Below are 17,594 nucleotides of genomic sequence, written 5' to 3'. Positions count from 1 at the left end.
AACTTCAACATCTGCAGCTTGTGCTATACCCTCAAGGGGTATAGAGCAAGTCTGATATACCCCCTATAGGTATCTGCCGGGAGAGAGTCATGGACCACAAGCACGATCATTCGCATAGGCAGCACGATCACGGGACACACGGTGGCGCACCGGCACAGGCTGATCCCGGTAAGGCCATCGACCCGGTTTGCGGCATGCAGGTGACGATCAAGCCCGAGGCACGCCAGCGCGACTATGAGGGACAGACCTTCTATTTCTGCTCGGACGGTTGCCAGTCGAAGTTCGACGGCGATCCGTGGTTCTACGCCTCGGGCGCGGCGGTCAAGGTCGAAAAATCCGCCCCGGCAGGCACGCAATGGACTTGTCCGATGCATCCCGAGATCGTGCGCGATGAACCAGGCGCCTGCCCGATCTGCGGCATGGCCTTGGAGCCGATGATTCCCTCGGACGAACCCAGCCACGAACTGACCGACTTCACCCGCAGGCTCTGGGTCAGCGTGGCCGCCGCTGTGCCGCTGCTGATCCTGACCATGGGCGAGATGGTAGGCATTCCGGTCCGCGACTGGATCGGACACCGCACCGCCGTCTGGCTGGAGTTTCTGCTGGCCACGCCCATTGTGCTCTGGGCGGCGCGGCCTTTCTTTCAGCGAGGGCTGGATTCCTTCAAAAACCGCTCACCGAACATGTGGACGCTGATCTCTCTGGGTGTCGGCGCGGCCTATCTCTATTCGCTGTTCGCGACTTTCCTGCCGGGTATCTTTCCTGAAGAATACCGGATGGGCGGCATGGTCGGCACCTACTACGAGGCTGCCGTCGTCATCGTCGCCCTGGTCTTTGTCGGGCAGGTGCTGGAACTCAGGGCGCGGGAACGCACCGGTGATGCGATCCGGGCACTGATGGATCTGGCACCTAAGACGGCGCGGCGCATCCTGCCCGATGGCACGGAATATGACGCGCCGCTGGAAAACATCACGGCCGGGGACCTCTTGCGCGTGCGGCCCGGCGATAGCGTGCCGGTCGATGGCGAGGTGGTCGAGGGGCGGTCCTCCGTCGACGAAAGCATGATCACCGGCGAGCCGGTGCCGGTCGAGAAGGTGCAGGGCGACCGCGTGACCGGCGGCACGATCAACAAGAACGGCACGCTGGCGATCCGCGCCACCGATGTCGGCGCCGATACGGTGCTGTCGCAGATCGTGCAGATGGTGGCCGGGGCGCGGCGGTCCAAGGCGCCGATTCAAGGGCTGGCCGACCGGGTGTCAGCCATCTTCGTGCCGACGGTGGTGGTGATCGCGGTGCTGGCCTTCATCGTCTGGCTGATCTTCGGCCCCAGCCCCTCATATGTCTTCGCCATCGCCTCGGCGGTCTCGGTGCTGATCATCGCCTGTCCCTGTGCGCTTGGGCTGGCGACGCCGATTTCCATCACCACGGCGGCGGGGCGGGGCGCGCAGGCGGGCGTGCTGGTGAAGAATGCCGAGGCGCTGGAGCTGATGGCCGAGGTCGATACGCTGATCGTTGACAAGACCGGCACGCTGACCGAAGGCAAGCCTGCACTGACCGATGTGACCAGCTTCGGTGACGTGCCCGAGGGCGAGTTGCTCGGTGCTGCGGCGGCGCTGGAACGGGCCTCGGAACACCCGCTGGCCGAAGCCATTGTCGAAGGCGCAAAAACGCGCGGGTTGAGCCTTGGTAGTGGCGAGGAGTTCGAAGCTATCACCGGCAAGGGCGTGATCGGCAAGGTCGATGGCCGCGACGTGGCGCTTGGCAATAACGCGCTGATGACCTCGCTTGGCATCGACTGCGACACCGGAGAGGACACCGCCGACCGCCTGCGCGGCGAGGGCAAGACCGCCATGTTCGTGGCGCTGGATGGCAGGCTGGCCGGTCTGGTCGCCGTGGCCGACCCGATCAAGCCAACTGCCGAGGCGGCGATCCGCGAGTTGCACGATCTGGGCATCAAGGTGATCATGGCAACCGGCGACAACGAACGCACGGCGCAGGCGGTGGCGAGCAAGCTGGGCATCGACGAGGTCCGCGCCGGGATGCTGCCTGAGGGCAAGAAGGATCTGATCGACGGGCTGCGCGGCAAGGGGAACAAGGTCGCCATGGCGGGCGACGGGGTAAACGACGCGCCCGCGCTGGCTGCGGCGGATGTGGGCATCGCCATGGGCACTGGCGCCGATGTGGCGGTCGAAAGCGCCGGGCTGACCCTGCTGGGCGGCGACCTGACCGGCATCGTCCGCGCCCGCAAGCTGGCCGTGGCCACCATGCGCAATATCCGCCAGAACCTGTTCTTCGCCTTCGCCTATAACACGGCTGGCATCCCGGTTGCCGCCGGTCTGCTGTATCCGTTCTTCGGAATATTGCTGTCACCGATGATTGCCGCCGCCGCCATGTCGCTGTCCTCGGTCTCGGTCATCGCCAATGCGCTGAGGCTGAAACGGGTGAAGCTATAGGGTTGAGGAGGTGGCGTGTGGGTTTGAAATTTCGGTTTCAGCCCGATCAGGGTAGTCCAAAACAGATGACGCGGCTTTCCATCAGGGCGACGACATAAACGACAACCGTTGGAGATGTGAGTTTTCTTCTCAGCGGGCCCTCTCTTGCTGGCAACGCATGGGCCGCACTTTTGTTGTCAGACTTACGATGCTGGAAAAATCATCTACCTCAACGCCACCTCAACCCTTGGCTGCAGTTCTCGTGCAGGTTGTTCCGTCAGATGTCGCTCAATGCAGTTGAGCGTCGGCATGGAAATCGCAATAAATCAATCGATTGTCCCGTAACATACTGAAATTACGGGGTGCCCGAATTTCGCCTCTGATCTGCTCATAACCTGAAGGTCGTAGGTGCAAATCCCGCCCGACCATTAGCTCGTGCCGGTCTCTCGTGATCTTGCCCCTGAATGTCGGCTTATACAGATTGTTGCCAATGCTGCGCCGCACTGCCGCAAGTCGGCTCTCCGCCCTTATCGACGTTTGTTATCTGGCGCGGACGAGTGGATCTGGTGCAAATAGTGTCATGAATACTTTCCTTTTTGACCGCCAAGAAACAAGCAATTCTTGACATGAACACTCTGCGCACAACGCGTCGCTCACGCGGACTGACCCAAGCCGAGGTCGCGGCCTCAGCCAGGATCAGCCTGCCGACGCTTCGGGCGCTTGAGCGGGGCGAGGGTGGTGTTCAAGCGCTGGTCGCGGTCATGGTGGCGCTGGATCTGCACTGGGGCTGGGCGCCGGACCGGGTGCAGGCGGCGCGGGCTCTGGCCGATCGGCGGCGGGCGCGGGGGCTGAGCCAGGCGCAACTGGCCAATCGGATCGGGGTCAGCCGACCGGTTGTTATCGCGCTCGAACGGAATCTGGGTGCGACGGTCGCAACGCTGGTCAGGGCAACCGATGCCGCGGATAGGGCCGTGGCAAGGGCAGCTCGAACAGTTCCTGTCATCAAATGCGAACAAGCCGTCGCGGGAACGGTTGACGCTGATCCGCATCTTTGAGGACTTGCGCGGGCTGGGATACGAAGGCGGCTATGATGCCGTGCGCCGGTTCGCGAAGGGTTGGTCGCAGAACCGGGGCGCGATGACAGCCGAAGCCTATGTGCCGCTCTACTACGCACCGGGTGAGGCATACCAGTTCGACTGGAGCCATGAGGTCGTGGTGATCTCGGGCGTCACGGTGACGGTGAAGGTAGCGCATATCCGGCTTTGCCACAGCCGGATGATGTTCGCCCGGGCCTACATGCGCGAGAGTCAAGAGATGGTCTTTGACGCGCATGACCGGGCCTTCGCCTTCTTCAAGGGCACCTGCACGCGCGGGATTTACGACAACATGAAGACGGCGGTTGAAGCGGTCTTCACGGGCAAGGAACGGCATTACAATCGCCGCTTCCTGCAGATGTGCAGCCATTACCTTGTTCAACCGGTCGCCTGCACACCCGCATCGGGCTGGGAGAAGGGACAAGTCGAGAACCAGGTCGGGCTGGTGCGGGAACGGTTCTTTACGCCGCGCCTCCGCGTCAAAAGTCTGGACGAACTGAACGCCTGGCTGCTGGACAAATGCGTGGCCTACGCAAAGGCGCACCGCCATCCCGAACAGACCGACAAGACGATCTGGGGGATGTTCGAGGCAGAGCGGCCCCACCTCGTTCCATACGTCGGCCGCTTCGATGGCTTCCACAGCGTGCCCGCCTCGGTATCGAAGACCTGCACGGTCCGGTTCGACAACAACAAATACTCGGTCTTGGCCACGGCAGTCGGACGTCCCGTAGATGTGCATGCTTACGCCGAACGCATCGTGATCCGGCAGGATGGCGTGGTGGTTGGCGAGCATGCCCGCGCCTTCGGGAGAGGCCAGACCGTCTATGATCCGTGGCATTATGTGCCTGTTCTGGCACGCAAACCTGGAGCACTGCGCAATGGAGCTCCGTTCAAGGACTGGGTGCTTCCGCCCGCCATGGCCGCGATCCGGCGCAAGCTGAAGGGCAGCGATGACGGCGACCGGCAGATGGTCCAGATCCTGAGCTGCGTGCCCGATGACGGGCTCCAAGCCGTCGAAGCCGCCTGCCGCGAGGCCGTGGATCAGGGCGTCCATTCCGCCCCGGTCGTCATCAACATCCTCGCCCGACGACGCGACCCGACCCCGCCACCACTTCTACTCACCCCCACCGCGCTGCGCCTGACCCACGAACCCGTGGCCGACTGCGCCCGCTATGACAGCCTCAGGAGGACCAGCCGACATGGAACGCACCCAGATCTTAGACCTGATGAGCAGCCTCAAGCTCTACGGGATGCGCAACGCCTATGACGAGGTCATGGCCGCGGGCATCAAGCGCCAGCACGAACCACCCCGCATCGTCGGTGACCTGCTGCAGTCCGAGATTGCTGAGAAGCAGGCCAGATCCATCCGCTACCAGATGACAGTCGCCAAGCTGCCACTTGCCAAGGACATCGAAGAGTTCGACTTCACTGGAACACCGATCAACGAGGGGCTGGTTCGGGAGCTGGCCACCGGCAGCTTCGTCGCGGACCAGCGCAATGTCGTCCTCATCGGCGGCACTGGCACCGGCAAGACCCACCTCGCCATTGCCATTGCCCGTGCGCTCATTCGCAATGGCACCCGCGGCCGCTTTTACAACGTCGTCGATCTGGTGAACCGGCTCGAGACCGAGACCCGCGGCGGCAAGCAGGGACGGCTTGCCGATTACATGACCCGCCTCGACTTCGTCATTCTCGATGAACTCGGCTATCTGCCCTTCGCGCAATCCGGCGGACAGCTGCTCTTCCACCTCATCAGCCGTCTCTACGAACGCACATCCATCATCGTCACCACCAACCTGGCCTTCGGAGAATGGCCGACCGTCTTCGGCGACGCCAAGATGACCACGGCGCTCCTCGACCGCCTGACCCATCACTGCGAGATCATCGAAACCGGCAACGAGTCATGGCGCTTCAAGAACCGCGCCTGACCCCGATCAGGGCCTGACCCGCCTCCACTCCGTGATCAGTTCCGTCGGCTCAGGCCCTGATCTCGACGACGCAAAGAGGGGTCAATTTTGGACGCCGATAGGGGGTCAGTTTTGCGTGCCGATTGACACTTCTTCACCGCAGCGTGGAGATCGTCGATGTCGAAGGTCTCGAGCAGGCGCAGAACCTGAACATACTCGCGGCGTCCTGCCTTGATCATCCGCGCTTCCATCAGGCGGCGCAGGGTCGTGAACTCCGACGGCAGGTCCCATTCCGCCATCTACAACACCGAGCGACCGCATTCGGCCCTCGGTTATCAGGCCCCGGCGGTCTTCGCCGCCCAACTCACCGCAATGGGCGATCAGCTTCGCGCAACTGAACTGCTGCGCAGATCGCCCATTGCTCCGTCGGCGCAACCGCGCCAAATTCAGCAAAGGACTCTGGGTTCAGCCGGATGAACATCGGGGGTCACAGCATGACCAACCGACTTCCAGGGTCCAAGGAACTTGATGACCTCGGTCTTGAACAGGCCGATGATGCTTTCCGCGAGGGCATTGTCATAGGAATCCCCGACGCTGCCGACGGATGTGTCGATACCCGCCTCTGCCAGTCGCTCGGTGTATCGGATCGACAGGTATTGGCTGCCGCGGTCGCTGTGGTGGATTAGCTTGTCAGCCTCGGACGGCGCCCTCTGGCAGATGGCCTGGTTTAGTGCGTCGAGCACGAAGCCTGTCGTCATCGACGTCGAGACGCGCCAGCCGACGATCTTGCGGGCAAAGACGTCGATCACGAAGGCGACGTAAACCATACCCTGCCAGGTGGAGACATAGGTGAAATCCGAAACCCACAGCTCGTTTGGCATGTCTGCCACGAAGGCTCGGTTCACCTTGTCGTCCGGGCAGGGTTGGGCCGTATCGGGGTTAGTGGTGATCACCTTCTTGCCCCGCACAACACCTTGTAATCCCATGACCTTCATCAGCCGCTCCACCGTGCAGCGGGCGATATCGTGACCGCCGCGGCGCAGCTGATGCCAGACCTTGCGCGCGCCATAGCGGCCTCGGCTGCCATCGAAGGCCTTCTTGATCGCCGCCATGTCCAGCCGATCCTGCCTGGCCCGGTCCGATGCCAGGTCCGGATCGTGCTCCACTGTCTTGAAGGCGTAATACGTCGATGGTGCGATCCCCAGAACCCGGCAGATCGGCCCGACACCAAAGACACTACGGTGATCACCAATGAACGCGATCATTTGCGAAACGGGCGGTCGAGCTCCGCCGCCGCGAAATATGCGCTGGCCTTCTTCAGGATCTCGTTCGCTTGACGCAGTTCACGGACCTCGCGCTCCAGTTCCTTGATCCGATCCTTCTCGGCGCTTGTCAGCCCACCGCGTCGCCCAGCGTCACGTTCGGCCTGCTGACACCAGACACGCAGACTGTCGGGTGAACAGCCGAGCTTCGGCGCAATTGCCTTGTAAGCAGCTGTGTCGCTGGCGTAACCGGCGCGGTTCTCTCGAAAAAGCCGAACACCGCGTTCGCGAAGCTCGGCAGGATAGGCGGGGGTGAATCTCTGCTTGGTCATAGGGCTCATCCTTTGAGTGTTTTACTCTCCGGTAAACCCGGGGCGGTTCAATCACTGCCACATCCTCGAACACGAGGATGCGGGCATGATGGGGCAGTTTACGGTCACATAACAGGACCCCACCCGCTCGACACCGGGCGTCGTCAAGAGCTTACGTCTTCTTGCGGCGTTCTATCAGGTGCCGGTGTCGCCTTGTTGAAACGCATTACGGAGTATGTCTAGACCCGAACGGAGAACACCTCGCTAAGCTGCGGGTCCGCCGAAGCGGCCGTCCAGTCGCTCGATGCGGTCATGCGGCGGTGCGGCAGGCCGTGTGACCATCCTGGCAGAGCGACATGGCACGCCCGGCCCAAACCTGCCGCTTGTGGGCGGCGCCGCGCGGCGTTCCAGCGTCACCTAACCGGTCATTCGACCTCCTATACAGCATTATCTTGGACCGGGCGGCAGCAATGCGGGACGAAGTTGCCGTTGGCTCCGGTCGGTTCAATGGCCGCTTTCGCAGATTATCCGACTTCCATCATCTTTCAATGAGGGCCGGGTCGGCTAACAAAAACGACTTCTGGCGCAATAACCTGACTGATAAGGTCACCAGTGTTCACCGCACTATAGATGGATCTAGGCGGGCGGGCGCCTCCATCCACGCTGCGGCACACCCAGTCCCTTGCTTCCATTGATTTCAGTGACTGAGACAGCGCCCGATCTGTAATCGTCGGCAGGCGTCGCTTGATGTCCATGAAATGGCTTGGTTTGTGGAGTGACGTCAGAACCGGCAAAGTCCATGACCGGCGCAGCAACGGCCAATCTTCCTCTGTAGAAACTCTGTGAATTTTGTCGGCTATGGTCGCGACCGTCCTCCCCAGCTCTGTAAGCCGGAATTCCGGGCGCAGCGGATGACCGTAACCGGGGTTTCGTTCAAGCAAACCCAGTTCGATTAAATGATCCATGCTTTGCGCGAAGGCTGTCCTGCTTGCGCCCGTCGCAGCCAAGAGTGGCGCTTGCCGTCCGGCGATACCTGAATGCAGGCCCGATAATATGGGCATCGCCCAAGCTCTTGAAGTGATGTTGACAAATATCTTCATGTCCATAAAGTATAGTTAGTATATTTTGAATCATAAGGAAAGCCCATGTCACTCGTTTCGGTAGATCAGACCATCACCATCGCCATGTCGGTCAAAGATCGCCATGCAAGCGCGAAATGGTACGAAACCATGCTGGGATTTGAGCTGCTCTATCATGCCGATGACGCGGGCTGGACCGAGCTTCGGACCAACACGCCCGGTGTCGTCATTGGCCTTGGCGAGCACACCAAGCCAGCACCCGGCAACTGCGTGCCAGTCTTTGGGATAGCTGATCTGGATTCAGCGCGGCAGAAACTGGAGCAGGCAAAAGTCAAATTTGATGGCGAGACGGATATCGTCGAGGGCATGGTCAAGACGGCGACCTTTTACGATCCCGACGGCAATGCGCTGATGCTTGCGCAGGATTTGACCGGAGGCATTGGGTAACACGTTAATTTCATATGGCCTCTGCGCCGTGTCTGCTTCTGGCAGGCACGGATTCAACTGCACCTCACGGCACTTCTTCAGGGCTGTAAGTTCAGCCGCCGCCGCCAGATGTGTCCCCATAGCGGTCGTTTATAGCCTTCGCAGCATTTGTCGAAATGGGCTCGATGCGGTCATGCGGCGGTGCGGCAGGCCGTGTGACCATCCTGGCAGAGCGACATGGCACGCCTCGGCCCGAGGACGAAGCCGCTCGCGCGGCAATGGCGCGTGTGGCGGGCGTTGCGCGCTGATCTGACTCTTGTGCATTTGGGAATGGACGATCCTGCCTGACGATTGGGGCCTTCTCAATCATCAGACAGGAGGCTTCCATGACAGAGGAGAGCGTAAGCCCGCTACGCCAGCGGATGATCGAGGACATGCGCATCCGCGGGATGGGCGACAAGGCGCAGAAGTCCCACATCCGGGCCATCAAAGATTTCGCGGCCTTTCTCGGGCGGTCACCCGATAGGGCGACGCCGGAGGATCTGCGCGCCTATCAGCTTCACATGACGGATACCGGGGTCACGCCGTCGACTTTCAACACGCGCATCGTGGCGCTTCGGTTCTTTTTCGGCATGACCTGCGGGCGGGAGGAGATGAAGCGCTACATGCAGTTTCGCACCGAACCGCGCAAGCTGCCGGTAGTCTTCAGCGTCGAGGAGGTGTCCGACATCCTGATGGCGGCGCCGGGGCCCGGGCTCAAGTATCGGGCGGCGCTCAGCATCTCCTACGGTGCAGGGCTCAGGGCCGCCGAGGTCTGCAATCTCAAGATCGGCGACATCGACAGCGACCGGATGCTGATCCATGTCGAGCAGGGCAAGGGCCAGAAGGACCGCAAGGTCATGCTGTCGCCCGGATTGCTGGAGTTGCTGCGTGCTTGGTGGCGCGAAGCACGTCCCGAAGGCTGGCTGTTTCCCGGCAAGCCCAGGATCAACCCGATCTCACCGCGCCAGCTGAACCGGGCCTTCACCTCGGCCAAGCACATGGCCGGCGTCAGGAAGCCCGCCACCTTGCACACGTTGCGCCATAGCTTCGCCACGCACCTGCTGGAGGCCAATACCGATGTGCGCGTGATCCAGGTGCTGCTCGGGCATGCCAAGCTGACGACGACCGCCCGATACACCCACGTGGCAACCAAGACGATCCGGGATACCGTCAGTCCCTACGAGATGCTGGCCAGGTTGCAGGATCAGACGGTGAAGCGAAGTCTGGAGTGACCGGACGCCGGGGTGCCCCGGCCGAAGTTGGAGATCGCTGACATCTTTCGCGCCCATGGTTCCACGTGGCGGCGGGCCAATGCCGGGCATGTTAGCCTCTCCCAGCTCAAGGTCATGTCGGCCATCGAGGCCTGCCGGACCGAGGCGTTCGGCGGGCATGTGGCGGGATGCACAAAGTGCGGCCACCAGCATGTCGCGTATAACAGCTGCAAAAACCGGCACTGCCCGAAGTGTCAGGGACCGGCGGCGCGCGACTGGATGGAGGCACGGGCCGAGGACCTGCTGCCGGTGACCGAGCCGGGATACGTCAGCTCTTTTGCTTGTTGCGGGTTCTCGACATGCTGTGAAAAGTGCCCCTCCCGCGCCGCCTCGCCCAGAACCTGTTCGGCGCTGTTGAACTGGTCCGGGGCGCCTTTGACGGCTTTGGGTTGCTCTGAGTAGGTCTCGATATGGACGAATTGAAAGGCCATGATTGGGGTCCCTGGTTTGGATCATGGCCATCCAGCTATCGCGCATCCGCGAAAAAACCTAAGGCGCTAACGGCCTCGAATTTCGGAAATATGTCGGCGCCATTCCGGCGGGTGCCGAATGCGGGCGGCAGATCGCTGCAAATGGCGGTCCGTCAGACCCTGCGAACGACGGGATCAGAGGGCCGCATCGCGGCAGAAAGAAGAGGTCCGCGCGCGGAGGATTGGAGGGGTGTTTTGGCGCCTTCGGCCTACCCATAGTGACAGACTATAGGTAGCTAAAGCTACCTCGGTGGTCTGCCCCTTACGCCGGGGAGGCGCTCCGTCGCCCAAGGGGCAACTGCGCGGACGGGCAAGGCCCATCCTTGCGGGTCTTGCGGGCCACGGCCCGCATAGATTCAACTGCCCGAACATCTGCCGCGAGATCACGCACGGGCAGCGGGGGCAGTTGACGAAGAGCGGCCAGCTTGGCGGCCAGCGGGGTCGTCTCGCTATAGCGCTCGGCGGTGATCGAGTCGCCCGCATGGCCCAGGATGTCCTTGCGCACCTGTTCACGCAAGCCCTCGATCCGGCCCAGCTGCGTCGCGACATAGTGCCGGAAGCTGTGCAGCACCTTGCCCTCGGGGTTGCCCGAGAGCTGGCGCTGGATCAGCAGCCGGAAGCGGTAGTCCAGCGGATCGCCGAACTTGGTGCCGGACTTTGGCCGCTGATCGGGGAACAGATCGCCAAGCGGTCCCTTCAGCGCCAGGCGAGCATGCTCCATCAGCCCGAGCGCGACCAGTTGCGGATGCAGCGGCAGGGTGCGCTCCGACACCCGATACGACCGGTGCCCGGAAACCTTCTTCTCAGCCATCATGCTCGCCGCAACCGTCTTGTTCTGGCTTTAAGCCAGAACGAGATGCCGTAACGGGGCCTGCGTCGCGACCCGCCCGTTACTGTTGCAAGATCGAGGGCAAAGTGGCGCCATTCCCGTATCGGATCCACATGGATGACTGCGGGATGAAGCTGTTTGTCGGGCTGGATGTGTCGCTGGAGAAAACCGCGATCTGCGTGATCAGCGAGCATGGGAAGATCGTGAAGGAGGCGCAGGTGGCCAAGTTGCACGACGTTCCATTTTTTCTTGCATCGCGCTCGATGCGCTTCTCGTGCGTCGCAAATTGGTCGTCACTTCGCATCGCTTGATCCAGATCACGGCACGGATTGCCCGCTCATGCGCAGATGCGCATGAAGGGGAGTGCCTCCGATGATCCTGGCCGTTCTGTCTGCCTTGGCCGAACCGACCCGCCTTGAAGCCATGCGCTTGCTGGCGGACGGCTCGGAACACTGTGTCTGCGAATTCATGCAAAAGCTGGGCGCAACCCAAAGCCGGATGTCGCGGCACATGCTGGTGCTGAGGCAGGCGGGGCTGGTGCTGGACCGGCGCGATGCGCAATGGGTGCGCTACCGGATCAACCCGGACCTGCCGCTGGCACTCGCCCGCCTTGTTGACGCTGCCCTCGAGCGGCCGATCATGGTTACGGAGCGAGCAGCATGAGCGTGTTCGGCTGGCTGAACGACCAGTTGCTGCGGATGACCTGGCTCAACGATCTGGTGGGCGCGGGCGTGGCGGCCATCGGGCTGGACCCCGCCTCGCGAATTGGCGGGTCGGTGCAGTTCTTCGTCTATGACGTGATCAAGATCTTCATCCTGCTCTCGGTGCTGATCTTCGCCATTTCCTATGTCCAGAGCCATTTTCCGCCCGAACGCACCCGCGCCATGCTGGGCGGGCGGTCCGGTCTTGGCGCCAACACGCTCGCGGCCCTTCTGGGTACGCTGACGCCCTTCTGTTCCTGCTCGTCGATCCCGCTCTTCATCGGCTTCACCGCCGCAGGCCTGCCGCTGGCGGTGACGTTCTCCTTCCTTATCTCCTCGCCGCTGGTGGATCTGGCCTCGGTGATCCTGCTGGCTTCGATCTTCAACTGGCCGATTGCCCTTGCCTATGTGGCGGTGGGGCTGGTGGTCGCCGTCGTGGGCGGAACGATCATCGGCCGTTTGGGGATGGAGGGTCAGGTGGCGGAATTCGTTCGCACCGTTCCCGTCTCGGGCGAAGCCGCGATCCTGACGCGGGGCGAGCGCGTGACATATGCGCGCGATCAGGTGGTGGAGATCGTCCATCGCGTCTGGCCCTACGTGCTGATCGGCGTCGGGATCGGGGCCGCGATCCACAACTGGGTGCCTGCCGACGTGATCTCGGCCCTGCTGGGTCAGGACAAATGGTGGTCGGTCCCGGTGGCGGTGCTGGTGGGCGTCCCCATGTATGCCGACATCTTCGGGACACTGCCGATCGCCGAGGCGCTGGTGGGCAAGGGGGTGGGCCTTGGCACGGTGCTGGCCTTCATGATGGCGGTGACCGCCCTGTCGCTGCCATCGCTGATCATGCTCAAGCGGGTGGTCAGGATGCCGCTCCTCGTCACCTTCACCGGCGTCGTGACCCTTGGCATCCTGTCCATCGGGCTGATCTTCAACGCGATTTCCACCTGGTTCATCTGAGAAAGGACCGCATCATGATCATCAAGATTCTCGGCTCGGGCTGCAAGAAATGCATCGCCTTGGGCGAAAACGCCAAAGTGGCGGCTGCGGCTGCCGGGAAGGAGGCCGAGATCGTCAAGGTCACCGATTTCGCCGAAATCGCCGCCTATGGCGTGATGTCGACGCCGGGGCTGGTGGTCGATGAAAAGGTCGTCTCGACCGGAAAGGTGCTGACAGCGGAAGAAATCGGGCGGCTCCTCTGATGGAGTATCGCGTCCACGCCCGCCGCATCGATGCGCATGGCAGTCTCGCGATTGCGAAGGAGGCGCAAGTCACGCTCGACACCGATCTGGCGGGGCGGCCTGATGCGATGAACCCCGTGGAACTGCTGCTGTCGGCCCTAGCGGCCTGCATGCTGAAAGGGATCGAGCGGGTGACGCCGATGCTGCACTTCCAGATCGACGGGGCTGAGGTGCGGCTGGAAGCCCTGCGCCAGGATGCGCCACCGAAGCTGACCCTGATCCGCTACGAGATTGTCGTGGACAGTGCCGAGACCGACCAGCGCCTTGATCTTTTGCACCGCAACGTCCTGAAATACGGCACGATCTCGAATACGCTTTCCGGGGCGGTGCCGCTGGAAGGCACGCTGCGCCGCGCCTCAAGTGGCAGCTGACAGGTTCACCCGTTTCAACGGCGCCTCGGCGCTTTCCTTGCGCTCGGAATAGCGGTCCACGAGGTAATCGGCCCGATCGCGCGTCAGCAGGGTGAACTTCATCAACTCTTCCATCACGTCCACGATCCGGTCGTAGAGCGGCGAGGGGCGCATCCGCCCGGCTTCGTCAAACTCCTGAAACGCCTTCGGGATCGAGGATTGGTTGGGGATCGTCAGCATCCGCATCCAGCGGCCGAGGACGCGCATCTGGTTCACCGCGTTAAAGCTCTGCGATCCGCCCGAGACTTGCATGACGGCCAGCGTCTTGCCCTGCGTCGGCCGCACGGCGCCGTCGGAGAGCGGGATCCAGTCGATCTGCGTTTTCATCAGCCCGGTCATGGCGCCGTGCCGCTCAGGGCTGGACCAGACCATCCCCTCGCACCAGGCCACCAGATCGCGCAACTCGCGCACCTTGGGGTGGGTCGCTTCCACGCCGTCATCGACCAGCGGCAGGCCTGAGGGGTTGAAGAACCGGACCTCGGCCCCAAGCCGCGTCAGGATGCGGCCCGCTTCCTCGGCCGCCAGCCGCGAAAAGCTGCGGGCGCGCAGTGAGCCGTAGAGGATCAGGAGGCGCGGCGGATGCGCAGAGGCCGTGCCACCGAACAGCCGGTCACGGTCGATGGCGGGGAACAGCGCATCGTCGATGTTGGGCGTATCAGACAAGACGGTTTCCTTCCGCGTCGATGATCATCTGCCCGTCCTCCTTGGCCAGAGGGCCGGGGGGCATGCGGTCCAGCAGGTCCAGCACCACCTCGGACGGGCGGCACAGGCGCACGCCCTTGGGCGTGCAGGCGATGGGCCGGTTCACGAGGATCGGATGCGCGACCATCGCATCCAGAAGCTGATTGTCCGTCACGTCCGCGGCGGTCAGGCCCATCTCCTCGGCCGGGGAGCGGGCCACGCGCAGCGCCTGGCGCGGGCTGATTCCGGCGGCGGCAAACAGCGCCAGAAGCTGCGGGCGGGTCCAGCCTTCCTTCAGGTAGTCGATGACCACGGGCGCATATCCGGCGGCGCGGATGATCCCGAGGACATTGCGCGAGGTGCCGCATTCCGGGTTATGGTGGATGACGACGGGAAAGCTCATGCTGGAAACCTTCCCCGCGTGCGATTGGCGAAGGCGACCAGCGACAGCATCACCGGCACCTCGACCAGCACGCCCACAACCGTGGCGAGTGCGGCACCGGAGTTGAGGCCAAAGAGGCCGATGGCCACCGCCACCGCCAGTTCGAAGAAGTTCGACGTTCCGATCAGGGCGCAGGGCGCCGCCACCTTGTGCGGCAACCGCCACGCAAAGGCCCAGGCATAGCCAAGCGCGAAGATGCCGTAGGATTGCAGGATGATCGGCACGGCAATGAGCGCGATCAGCAGCGGTTGGGCAATGATGACCTGCCCCTGGAAGCCGAAGAGCAGGATCACGGTCACGAGCAGCCCGACGACCGAGGCGGGCTTGATCCTCGCGGAGAAATCCTCGACCGACCGACCCTGCGCGATCAAGGTGCGTCGCGTCAGCCAGCCTGCGATCAGCGGAATGACGATGTAGAGGACGACGGACAGGATCAGCGTCTCCCACGGCACGGTGATGTCGGTGACACCGAGTAGGAACGCCACGATCGGCGCGAAGGCCACGACCATGATCAGGTCGTTCACGCTGACCTGCACCAGCGTGTAGTTCGGATCGCCCTTCGTCAGCTGCGACCAGACGAAGACCATGGCCGTGCAGGGCGCGGCGCCCAGCAGGATCAGCCCCGCGATATACTCGGGCGCCTTGGCCGGGTCGATCAGCCCGGCGAAGACGTGGTTGAAGAACAGCACCGCCAGCGCCGCCATCGTGAAGGGCTTGATCAGCCAGTTGATCACCAGCGTGATGACCAGCCCCTTTGGCCGCCGCCCGACATCCTTTAGCGAGCCGAAGTCGATGGCGATCATCATCGGATAGACCATCGCCCAGATCAGAACCGCCACGACCAGATTGACCGAGGCATATTCCAGCCCGGCCAGCACACCAAACAGGCCGGGCGCGAGGTTGCCCAGGACAAGGCCCACAAGGATGCAGAGGGCGACCCACAGGGTCAGCCAGCGTTCGAACAGGCTCATGCGGTTTCCTTCCGGGTGGGGACGCAGCAGGCATCGCCGGGGGGCGGTGTCAGGCTGGCGATGAACTCCGCCAGCGGGGCCAGCGCAGCGGGGTTCAGCGCATAGCACACGCGCGGCCCGTCGATCTCGCCCGAGATGATCCCCGAAGCCTTGAGGATCCGCAGGTGCTCTGACACCGTGGACTGTGCCAGGCCGACAGCATCCACGATGTCACCGCCGATGCAGCCGGGGGTGGCCAGCAAATGCCGAAGGATGCGAAGACGGGCCGGATGAGCCAGCCCCTTTGCCAGATCTGCAAGGTGATCGTTCTGAGGCACGCGTGATTCCAATAGCTTCGTTAATCGTCGATAAACGATATACCCGTTGTTGTGACAGAACAACCCCGAGAGAGGCAATGCTGCGTGATCTTTCGTGCGGTCATCACCGACACGCGCGCGCCTGGGCCCGCATGGCCTCACTCATTGAGACCTGCAAACTGAACGCGGTCGATCCCTACGCCTACCTGCGCGCAACACTGACCGCCATCGCCAACGGCCACCCCGTGTCGCGCATCGACGACCTCATGCCTTGGGCCTTCCAAAAGCCGTCAACCTGAAACACAGACGGGGTTCGCGCACCGCTTACGATGATCCGTGGTTTTTATGTGACCTACGTCAAGGTTTGACGACTGCGGACGCTTTTACCCTTCTTTGTGATGATTTGATGCTTGGAGCCTTTCTATGAAGATTGTTCAGTCAATTCTTGCTCGGAACGGGCTGCAACATCCTGATGGGCGCCCGCTTTACGCCTATGGCGTTACCGATGCCGAACGAGAGACTCTGGGTTCCTTTTTGCGTATGCGGATCGCTATGGGCGGACTTACCCCATCGACCGCGCAGGGCTTTGTGCTTTGGGCGGCAGAGCATATCCGGACGGGTTTTCGGGGAGGACAGTTGAGCTGGGAGTTCGTTTTCGAAGGTATTGCACTCGACTATGATCGACCCGCCGCAATCGAGTTGACCGATCGTGGTCTTGCCGCTTGGAGGCGCAAGCTCCGGCGTAGCGATCATGGGCATAGGGAGTTTCTTTACACCTTGCTTGCCGAGGGGGGATTGCCCGATCTCGCACTCGCAAATGCCCCCAGATATCGCGGAGCGCTGCTGAGACTTGTTTCCGCCATCGAGGCCGAGGGTGCTCTCGGGGTGTCGATTGCCGATACCGTGGCCCTTAGGCTGGTCGATGATCTGCCCCAGGTTTTGCGCATCGGAGAGCAGGCTCGCCTTATGGCCGAACTCGCCCTGGCGATTGTTGCGGCCAGAAATCTCTTGCCTGGAGATATGGTCGTCGAAGCCGCCGAACCCTGGCTTGATGCCAATCATCCTGGTTGGCGCCAGGCTTTGCCCCTTCGGCTGTCGCAAGAGGCTTTTGAAGCGCTGGTCCGTCCGGTGCTTATCAGCGAACGGAGCGGCGAAAGACCAACGCCCGTTCTGGTGCGCAGGCAGTTGCGCAAGCAGCCCGGCGGTCCCTGGCTTGGTGTAGCCGAAATCCCGGAGCGAGCGTTTCTGCCGCATGCAAATCTGTCAGGCGTCGATCACCATCTGCGCTTGCGGCTGACGAATGATACGGGTGCGGGCTTCCTTGGTATCCCGGCAGAAGGTGGCTGGGAACTGGTGCGCAATGCCGGGCGCGGGGCGCTGCTGATGCCTGCTGCACCTGACGAGCCGGTGTTCCTGAATGCGCATGCCGACGGGCGGTTTCTGGCCCGGATCGTGATTGACGCTGGGCAACCCGCGCCGGATGAAGCGCCATCGCTCTGGCGGGCAGTCGATGCCGATGCGGAATTTCCCGAAATATTGGTGCCGCTTTCGGGACGGGGACTGACGCGGGCGGGTCCCCGATGCTCCTGGGCGTTGAAGGCGATGGCCCGATGCGGCCGCTTGGCACGCATGTGCGCACAAAAGCGGTGGCCGGCCTGTTGGGGGGGAGCGTCGCAGAATGGCAAGATGCAGGTGTGATTCTTGCAAGGTGCCGATACATTGTCTTGCCGGA

18 protein-coding genes, 6 pseudogenes and 1 other annotated feature are annotated in these 17,594 nt (G+C 62.5%); of the genes and pseudogenes, 16 read left to right on the top strand and 8 right to left on the bottom strand.

The window, feature by feature from the left end; all coding sequences use genetic code 11:
- Positions 1-89 precede the first annotated feature (89 nt).
- From H1S04_RS10390 to istB, 4 genes and pseudogenes are all read left to right on the top strand, one after another.
- Positions 90-2,453: a heavy metal translocating P-type ATPase gene (locus H1S04_RS10390; protein WP_220185194.1), complete on the top strand. Its 2,364-nt coding sequence runs from the start codon at positions 90-92 to the stop codon at positions 2,451-2,453.
- A 605-nt stretch (positions 2,454-3,058) separates the two neighbouring features.
- Complete coding sequence (locus H1S04_RS18935) at positions 3,059-3,487, top strand: helix-turn-helix domain-containing protein (RefSeq protein ID WP_370470523.1); 429 nt, start codon at positions 3,059-3,061, stop codon at positions 3,485-3,487.
- Positions 3,381-4,793 (top strand): annotated as a pseudogene (gene istA / locus H1S04_RS10375) (IS21 family transposase); the annotation flags it as partial. The gene H1S04_RS18935 and the pseudogene istA, both read left to right, overlap by 107 nt.
- Complete coding sequence (gene istB, locus H1S04_RS10370; protein WP_181745526.1) at positions 4,726-5,454, top strand: IS21-like element helper ATPase IstB; 729 nt, start codon at positions 4,726-4,728, stop codon at positions 5,452-5,454. The pseudogene istA and the gene istB, both read left to right, overlap by 68 nt.
- 128 nt (positions 5,455-5,582) lie before the next feature.
- On the opposite strand, the pseudogene H1S04_RS18930 reads toward istB, so the two are convergent.
- Together H1S04_RS18930 and H1S04_RS18665 are read right to left on the bottom strand one after the other, a co-directional pair.
- Positions 5,583-5,732, bottom strand: a pseudogene (locus H1S04_RS18930) (IS21 family transposase); the annotation flags it as partial.
- A gap of 204 nt (positions 5,733-5,936) precedes the next feature.
- Positions 5,937-7,027, bottom strand: a pseudogene (locus H1S04_RS18665) (IS3 family transposase); the annotation flags it as partial.
- Positions 6,624-6,740: a sequence feature (AL1L pseudoknot), on the bottom strand. It overlaps the preceding pseudogene by 117 nt.
- Positions 7,028-7,043: 16 nt before the next feature.
- Here H1S04_RS18665 and H1S04_RS18925 point away from each other — a divergent pair.
- A complete protein-coding gene (locus tag H1S04_RS18925; RefSeq protein ID WP_181745523.1) occupies positions 7,044-7,139 on the top strand; it encodes a multicopper oxidase domain-containing protein in 96 nt (31 codons plus the stop codon).
- Between the two features lie 412 nt (positions 7,140-7,551).
- On the opposite strand, the gene H1S04_RS10345 is transcribed toward H1S04_RS18925, so the two are convergent.
- Positions 7,552-8,112, bottom strand: a complete 561-nt coding sequence (locus tag H1S04_RS10345) for a winged helix-turn-helix transcriptional regulator (RefSeq protein ID WP_181745522.1) — start codon at positions 8,110-8,112, stop codon at positions 7,552-7,554.
- A 39-nt stretch (positions 8,113-8,151) separates the two neighbouring features.
- Between H1S04_RS10345 and H1S04_RS10340 the strand changes: the two genes are divergently transcribed.
- The 3 genes and pseudogenes from H1S04_RS10340 to H1S04_RS10330 form a co-directional block, all read left to right on the top strand.
- Entirely contained in the window at positions 8,152-8,532 is a 381-nt protein-coding gene (locus H1S04_RS10340; RefSeq protein WP_181745521.1) for a VOC family protein, read from the top strand.
- 365 nt (positions 8,533-8,897) lie between these two features.
- Positions 8,898-9,785 carry a site-specific integrase gene (locus tag H1S04_RS10335; RefSeq protein ID WP_028720870.1) on the top strand — a complete coding sequence of 296 codons (888 nt, stop codon included), beginning with the start codon at positions 8,898-8,900 and terminating at the stop codon, positions 9,783-9,785.
- A 12-nt stretch (positions 9,786-9,797) separates the two neighbouring features.
- Positions 9,798-10,076: pseudogene (locus tag H1S04_RS10330) on the top strand (transposase zinc-binding domain-containing protein); the annotation flags it as partial.
- Here H1S04_RS10330 and H1S04_RS10325 read toward each other — a convergent pair.
- A complete protein-coding gene (locus H1S04_RS10325; protein ID WP_181745539.1) occupies positions 10,019-10,255 on the bottom strand; it encodes a hypothetical protein in 237 nt (78 codons plus the stop codon). The pseudogene H1S04_RS10330 and the gene H1S04_RS10325 overlap by 58 nt on opposite strands.
- An 800-nt stretch (positions 10,256-11,055) precedes the next feature.
- On the opposite strand from H1S04_RS10325, the pseudogene H1S04_RS18920 reads away from it, so the two are divergent.
- From H1S04_RS18920 to H1S04_RS10295, 6 genes and pseudogenes are all read left to right on the top strand, one after another.
- Positions 11,056-11,139 (top strand): annotated as a pseudogene (locus tag H1S04_RS18920) (IS5/IS1182 family transposase); the annotation flags it as partial.
- Between the two features lie 112 nt (positions 11,140-11,251).
- Entirely contained in the window at positions 11,252-11,434 is a 183-nt protein-coding gene (locus H1S04_RS10315) for a hypothetical protein (RefSeq protein ID WP_181745538.1), read from the top strand.
- 61 nt (positions 11,435-11,495) lie between these two features.
- Positions 11,496-11,786, top strand: a complete 291-nt coding sequence (locus H1S04_RS10310) for a metalloregulator ArsR/SmtB family transcription factor (protein WP_181745519.1) — start codon at positions 11,496-11,498, stop codon at positions 11,784-11,786.
- Positions 11,783-12,781: a permease gene (locus tag H1S04_RS10305; protein WP_181745518.1), complete on the top strand. Its 999-nt coding sequence runs from the start codon at positions 11,783-11,785 to the stop codon at positions 12,779-12,781. Before H1S04_RS10310 ends, H1S04_RS10305 begins: the two co-directional genes overlap by 4 nt.
- 14 nt (positions 12,782-12,795) lie before the next feature.
- Entirely contained in the window at positions 12,796-13,023 is a 228-nt protein-coding gene (locus tag H1S04_RS10300; RefSeq protein ID WP_181745517.1) for a thioredoxin family protein, read from the top strand.
- The gene (locus H1S04_RS10295; RefSeq protein ID WP_220185193.1) at positions 13,023-13,433 is read left to right on the top strand and encodes an OsmC family protein; all 411 of its coding nucleotides are present in this window, start codon (positions 13,023-13,025) and stop codon (positions 13,431-13,433) included. Before H1S04_RS10300 ends, H1S04_RS10295 begins: the two co-directional genes overlap by 1 nt.
- Here the strand turns inward: H1S04_RS10295 and arsH are convergent.
- Genes arsH through H1S04_RS10275 form a run of 4 tightly spaced genes read right to left on the bottom strand, consistent with a single transcriptional unit; the run spans position 13,419 to position 15,883 of the window.
- Positions 13,419-14,135 (bottom strand): arsenical resistance protein ArsH, encoded by a 717-nt coding sequence (gene arsH / locus H1S04_RS10290; protein ID WP_220185192.1) that lies wholly within the window; start codon positions 14,133-14,135, stop codon positions 13,419-13,421. The two genes, H1S04_RS10295 and arsH, sit on opposite strands and share 15 nt — an antisense overlap.
- Positions 14,128-14,556 (bottom strand): arsenate reductase (glutaredoxin), encoded by a 429-nt coding sequence (gene arsC, locus H1S04_RS10285; protein ID WP_181745516.1) that lies wholly within the window; start codon positions 14,554-14,556, stop codon positions 14,128-14,130. Before arsC ends, arsH begins: the two co-directional genes overlap by 8 nt.
- Positions 14,553-15,566: an ACR3 family arsenite efflux transporter gene (gene arsB, locus H1S04_RS10280; RefSeq protein ID WP_181745515.1), complete on the bottom strand. Its 1,014-nt coding sequence runs from the start codon at positions 15,564-15,566 to the stop codon at positions 14,553-14,555. The genes arsC and arsB overlap by 4 nt, the downstream gene beginning before the upstream one ends.
- A complete protein-coding gene (locus H1S04_RS10275; RefSeq protein ID WP_181745514.1) occupies positions 15,563-15,883 on the bottom strand; it encodes a helix-turn-helix transcriptional regulator in 321 nt (106 codons plus the stop codon). Before H1S04_RS10275 ends, arsB begins: the two co-directional genes overlap by 4 nt.
- A gap of 113 nt (positions 15,884-15,996) precedes the next feature.
- Here H1S04_RS10275 and H1S04_RS10270 point away from each other — a divergent pair.
- Both H1S04_RS10270 and H1S04_RS10265 read left to right on the top strand, forming a co-directional pair.
- Positions 15,997-16,161: pseudogene (locus tag H1S04_RS10270) on the top strand (transposase domain-containing protein); the annotation flags it as partial.
- Positions 16,162-16,285: 124 nt separating this feature from the next.
- Positions 16,286-17,560: a hypothetical protein gene (locus tag H1S04_RS10265; RefSeq protein ID WP_181745513.1), complete on the top strand. Its 1,275-nt coding sequence runs from the start codon at positions 16,286-16,288 to the stop codon at positions 17,558-17,560.
- Positions 17,561-17,594: the final 34 nt, after the last annotated feature.

The sequence above is a fragment of the Paracoccus sp. S1E-3 genome (assembly GCF_013868135.1).
Lineage (GTDB): Bacteria > Pseudomonadota > Alphaproteobacteria > Rhodobacterales > Rhodobacteraceae > Paracoccus.
The sequence above is the reverse complement of the archived record's forward strand: the minus strand, read 5'-3'. Positions and strand labels throughout refer to the sequence as shown.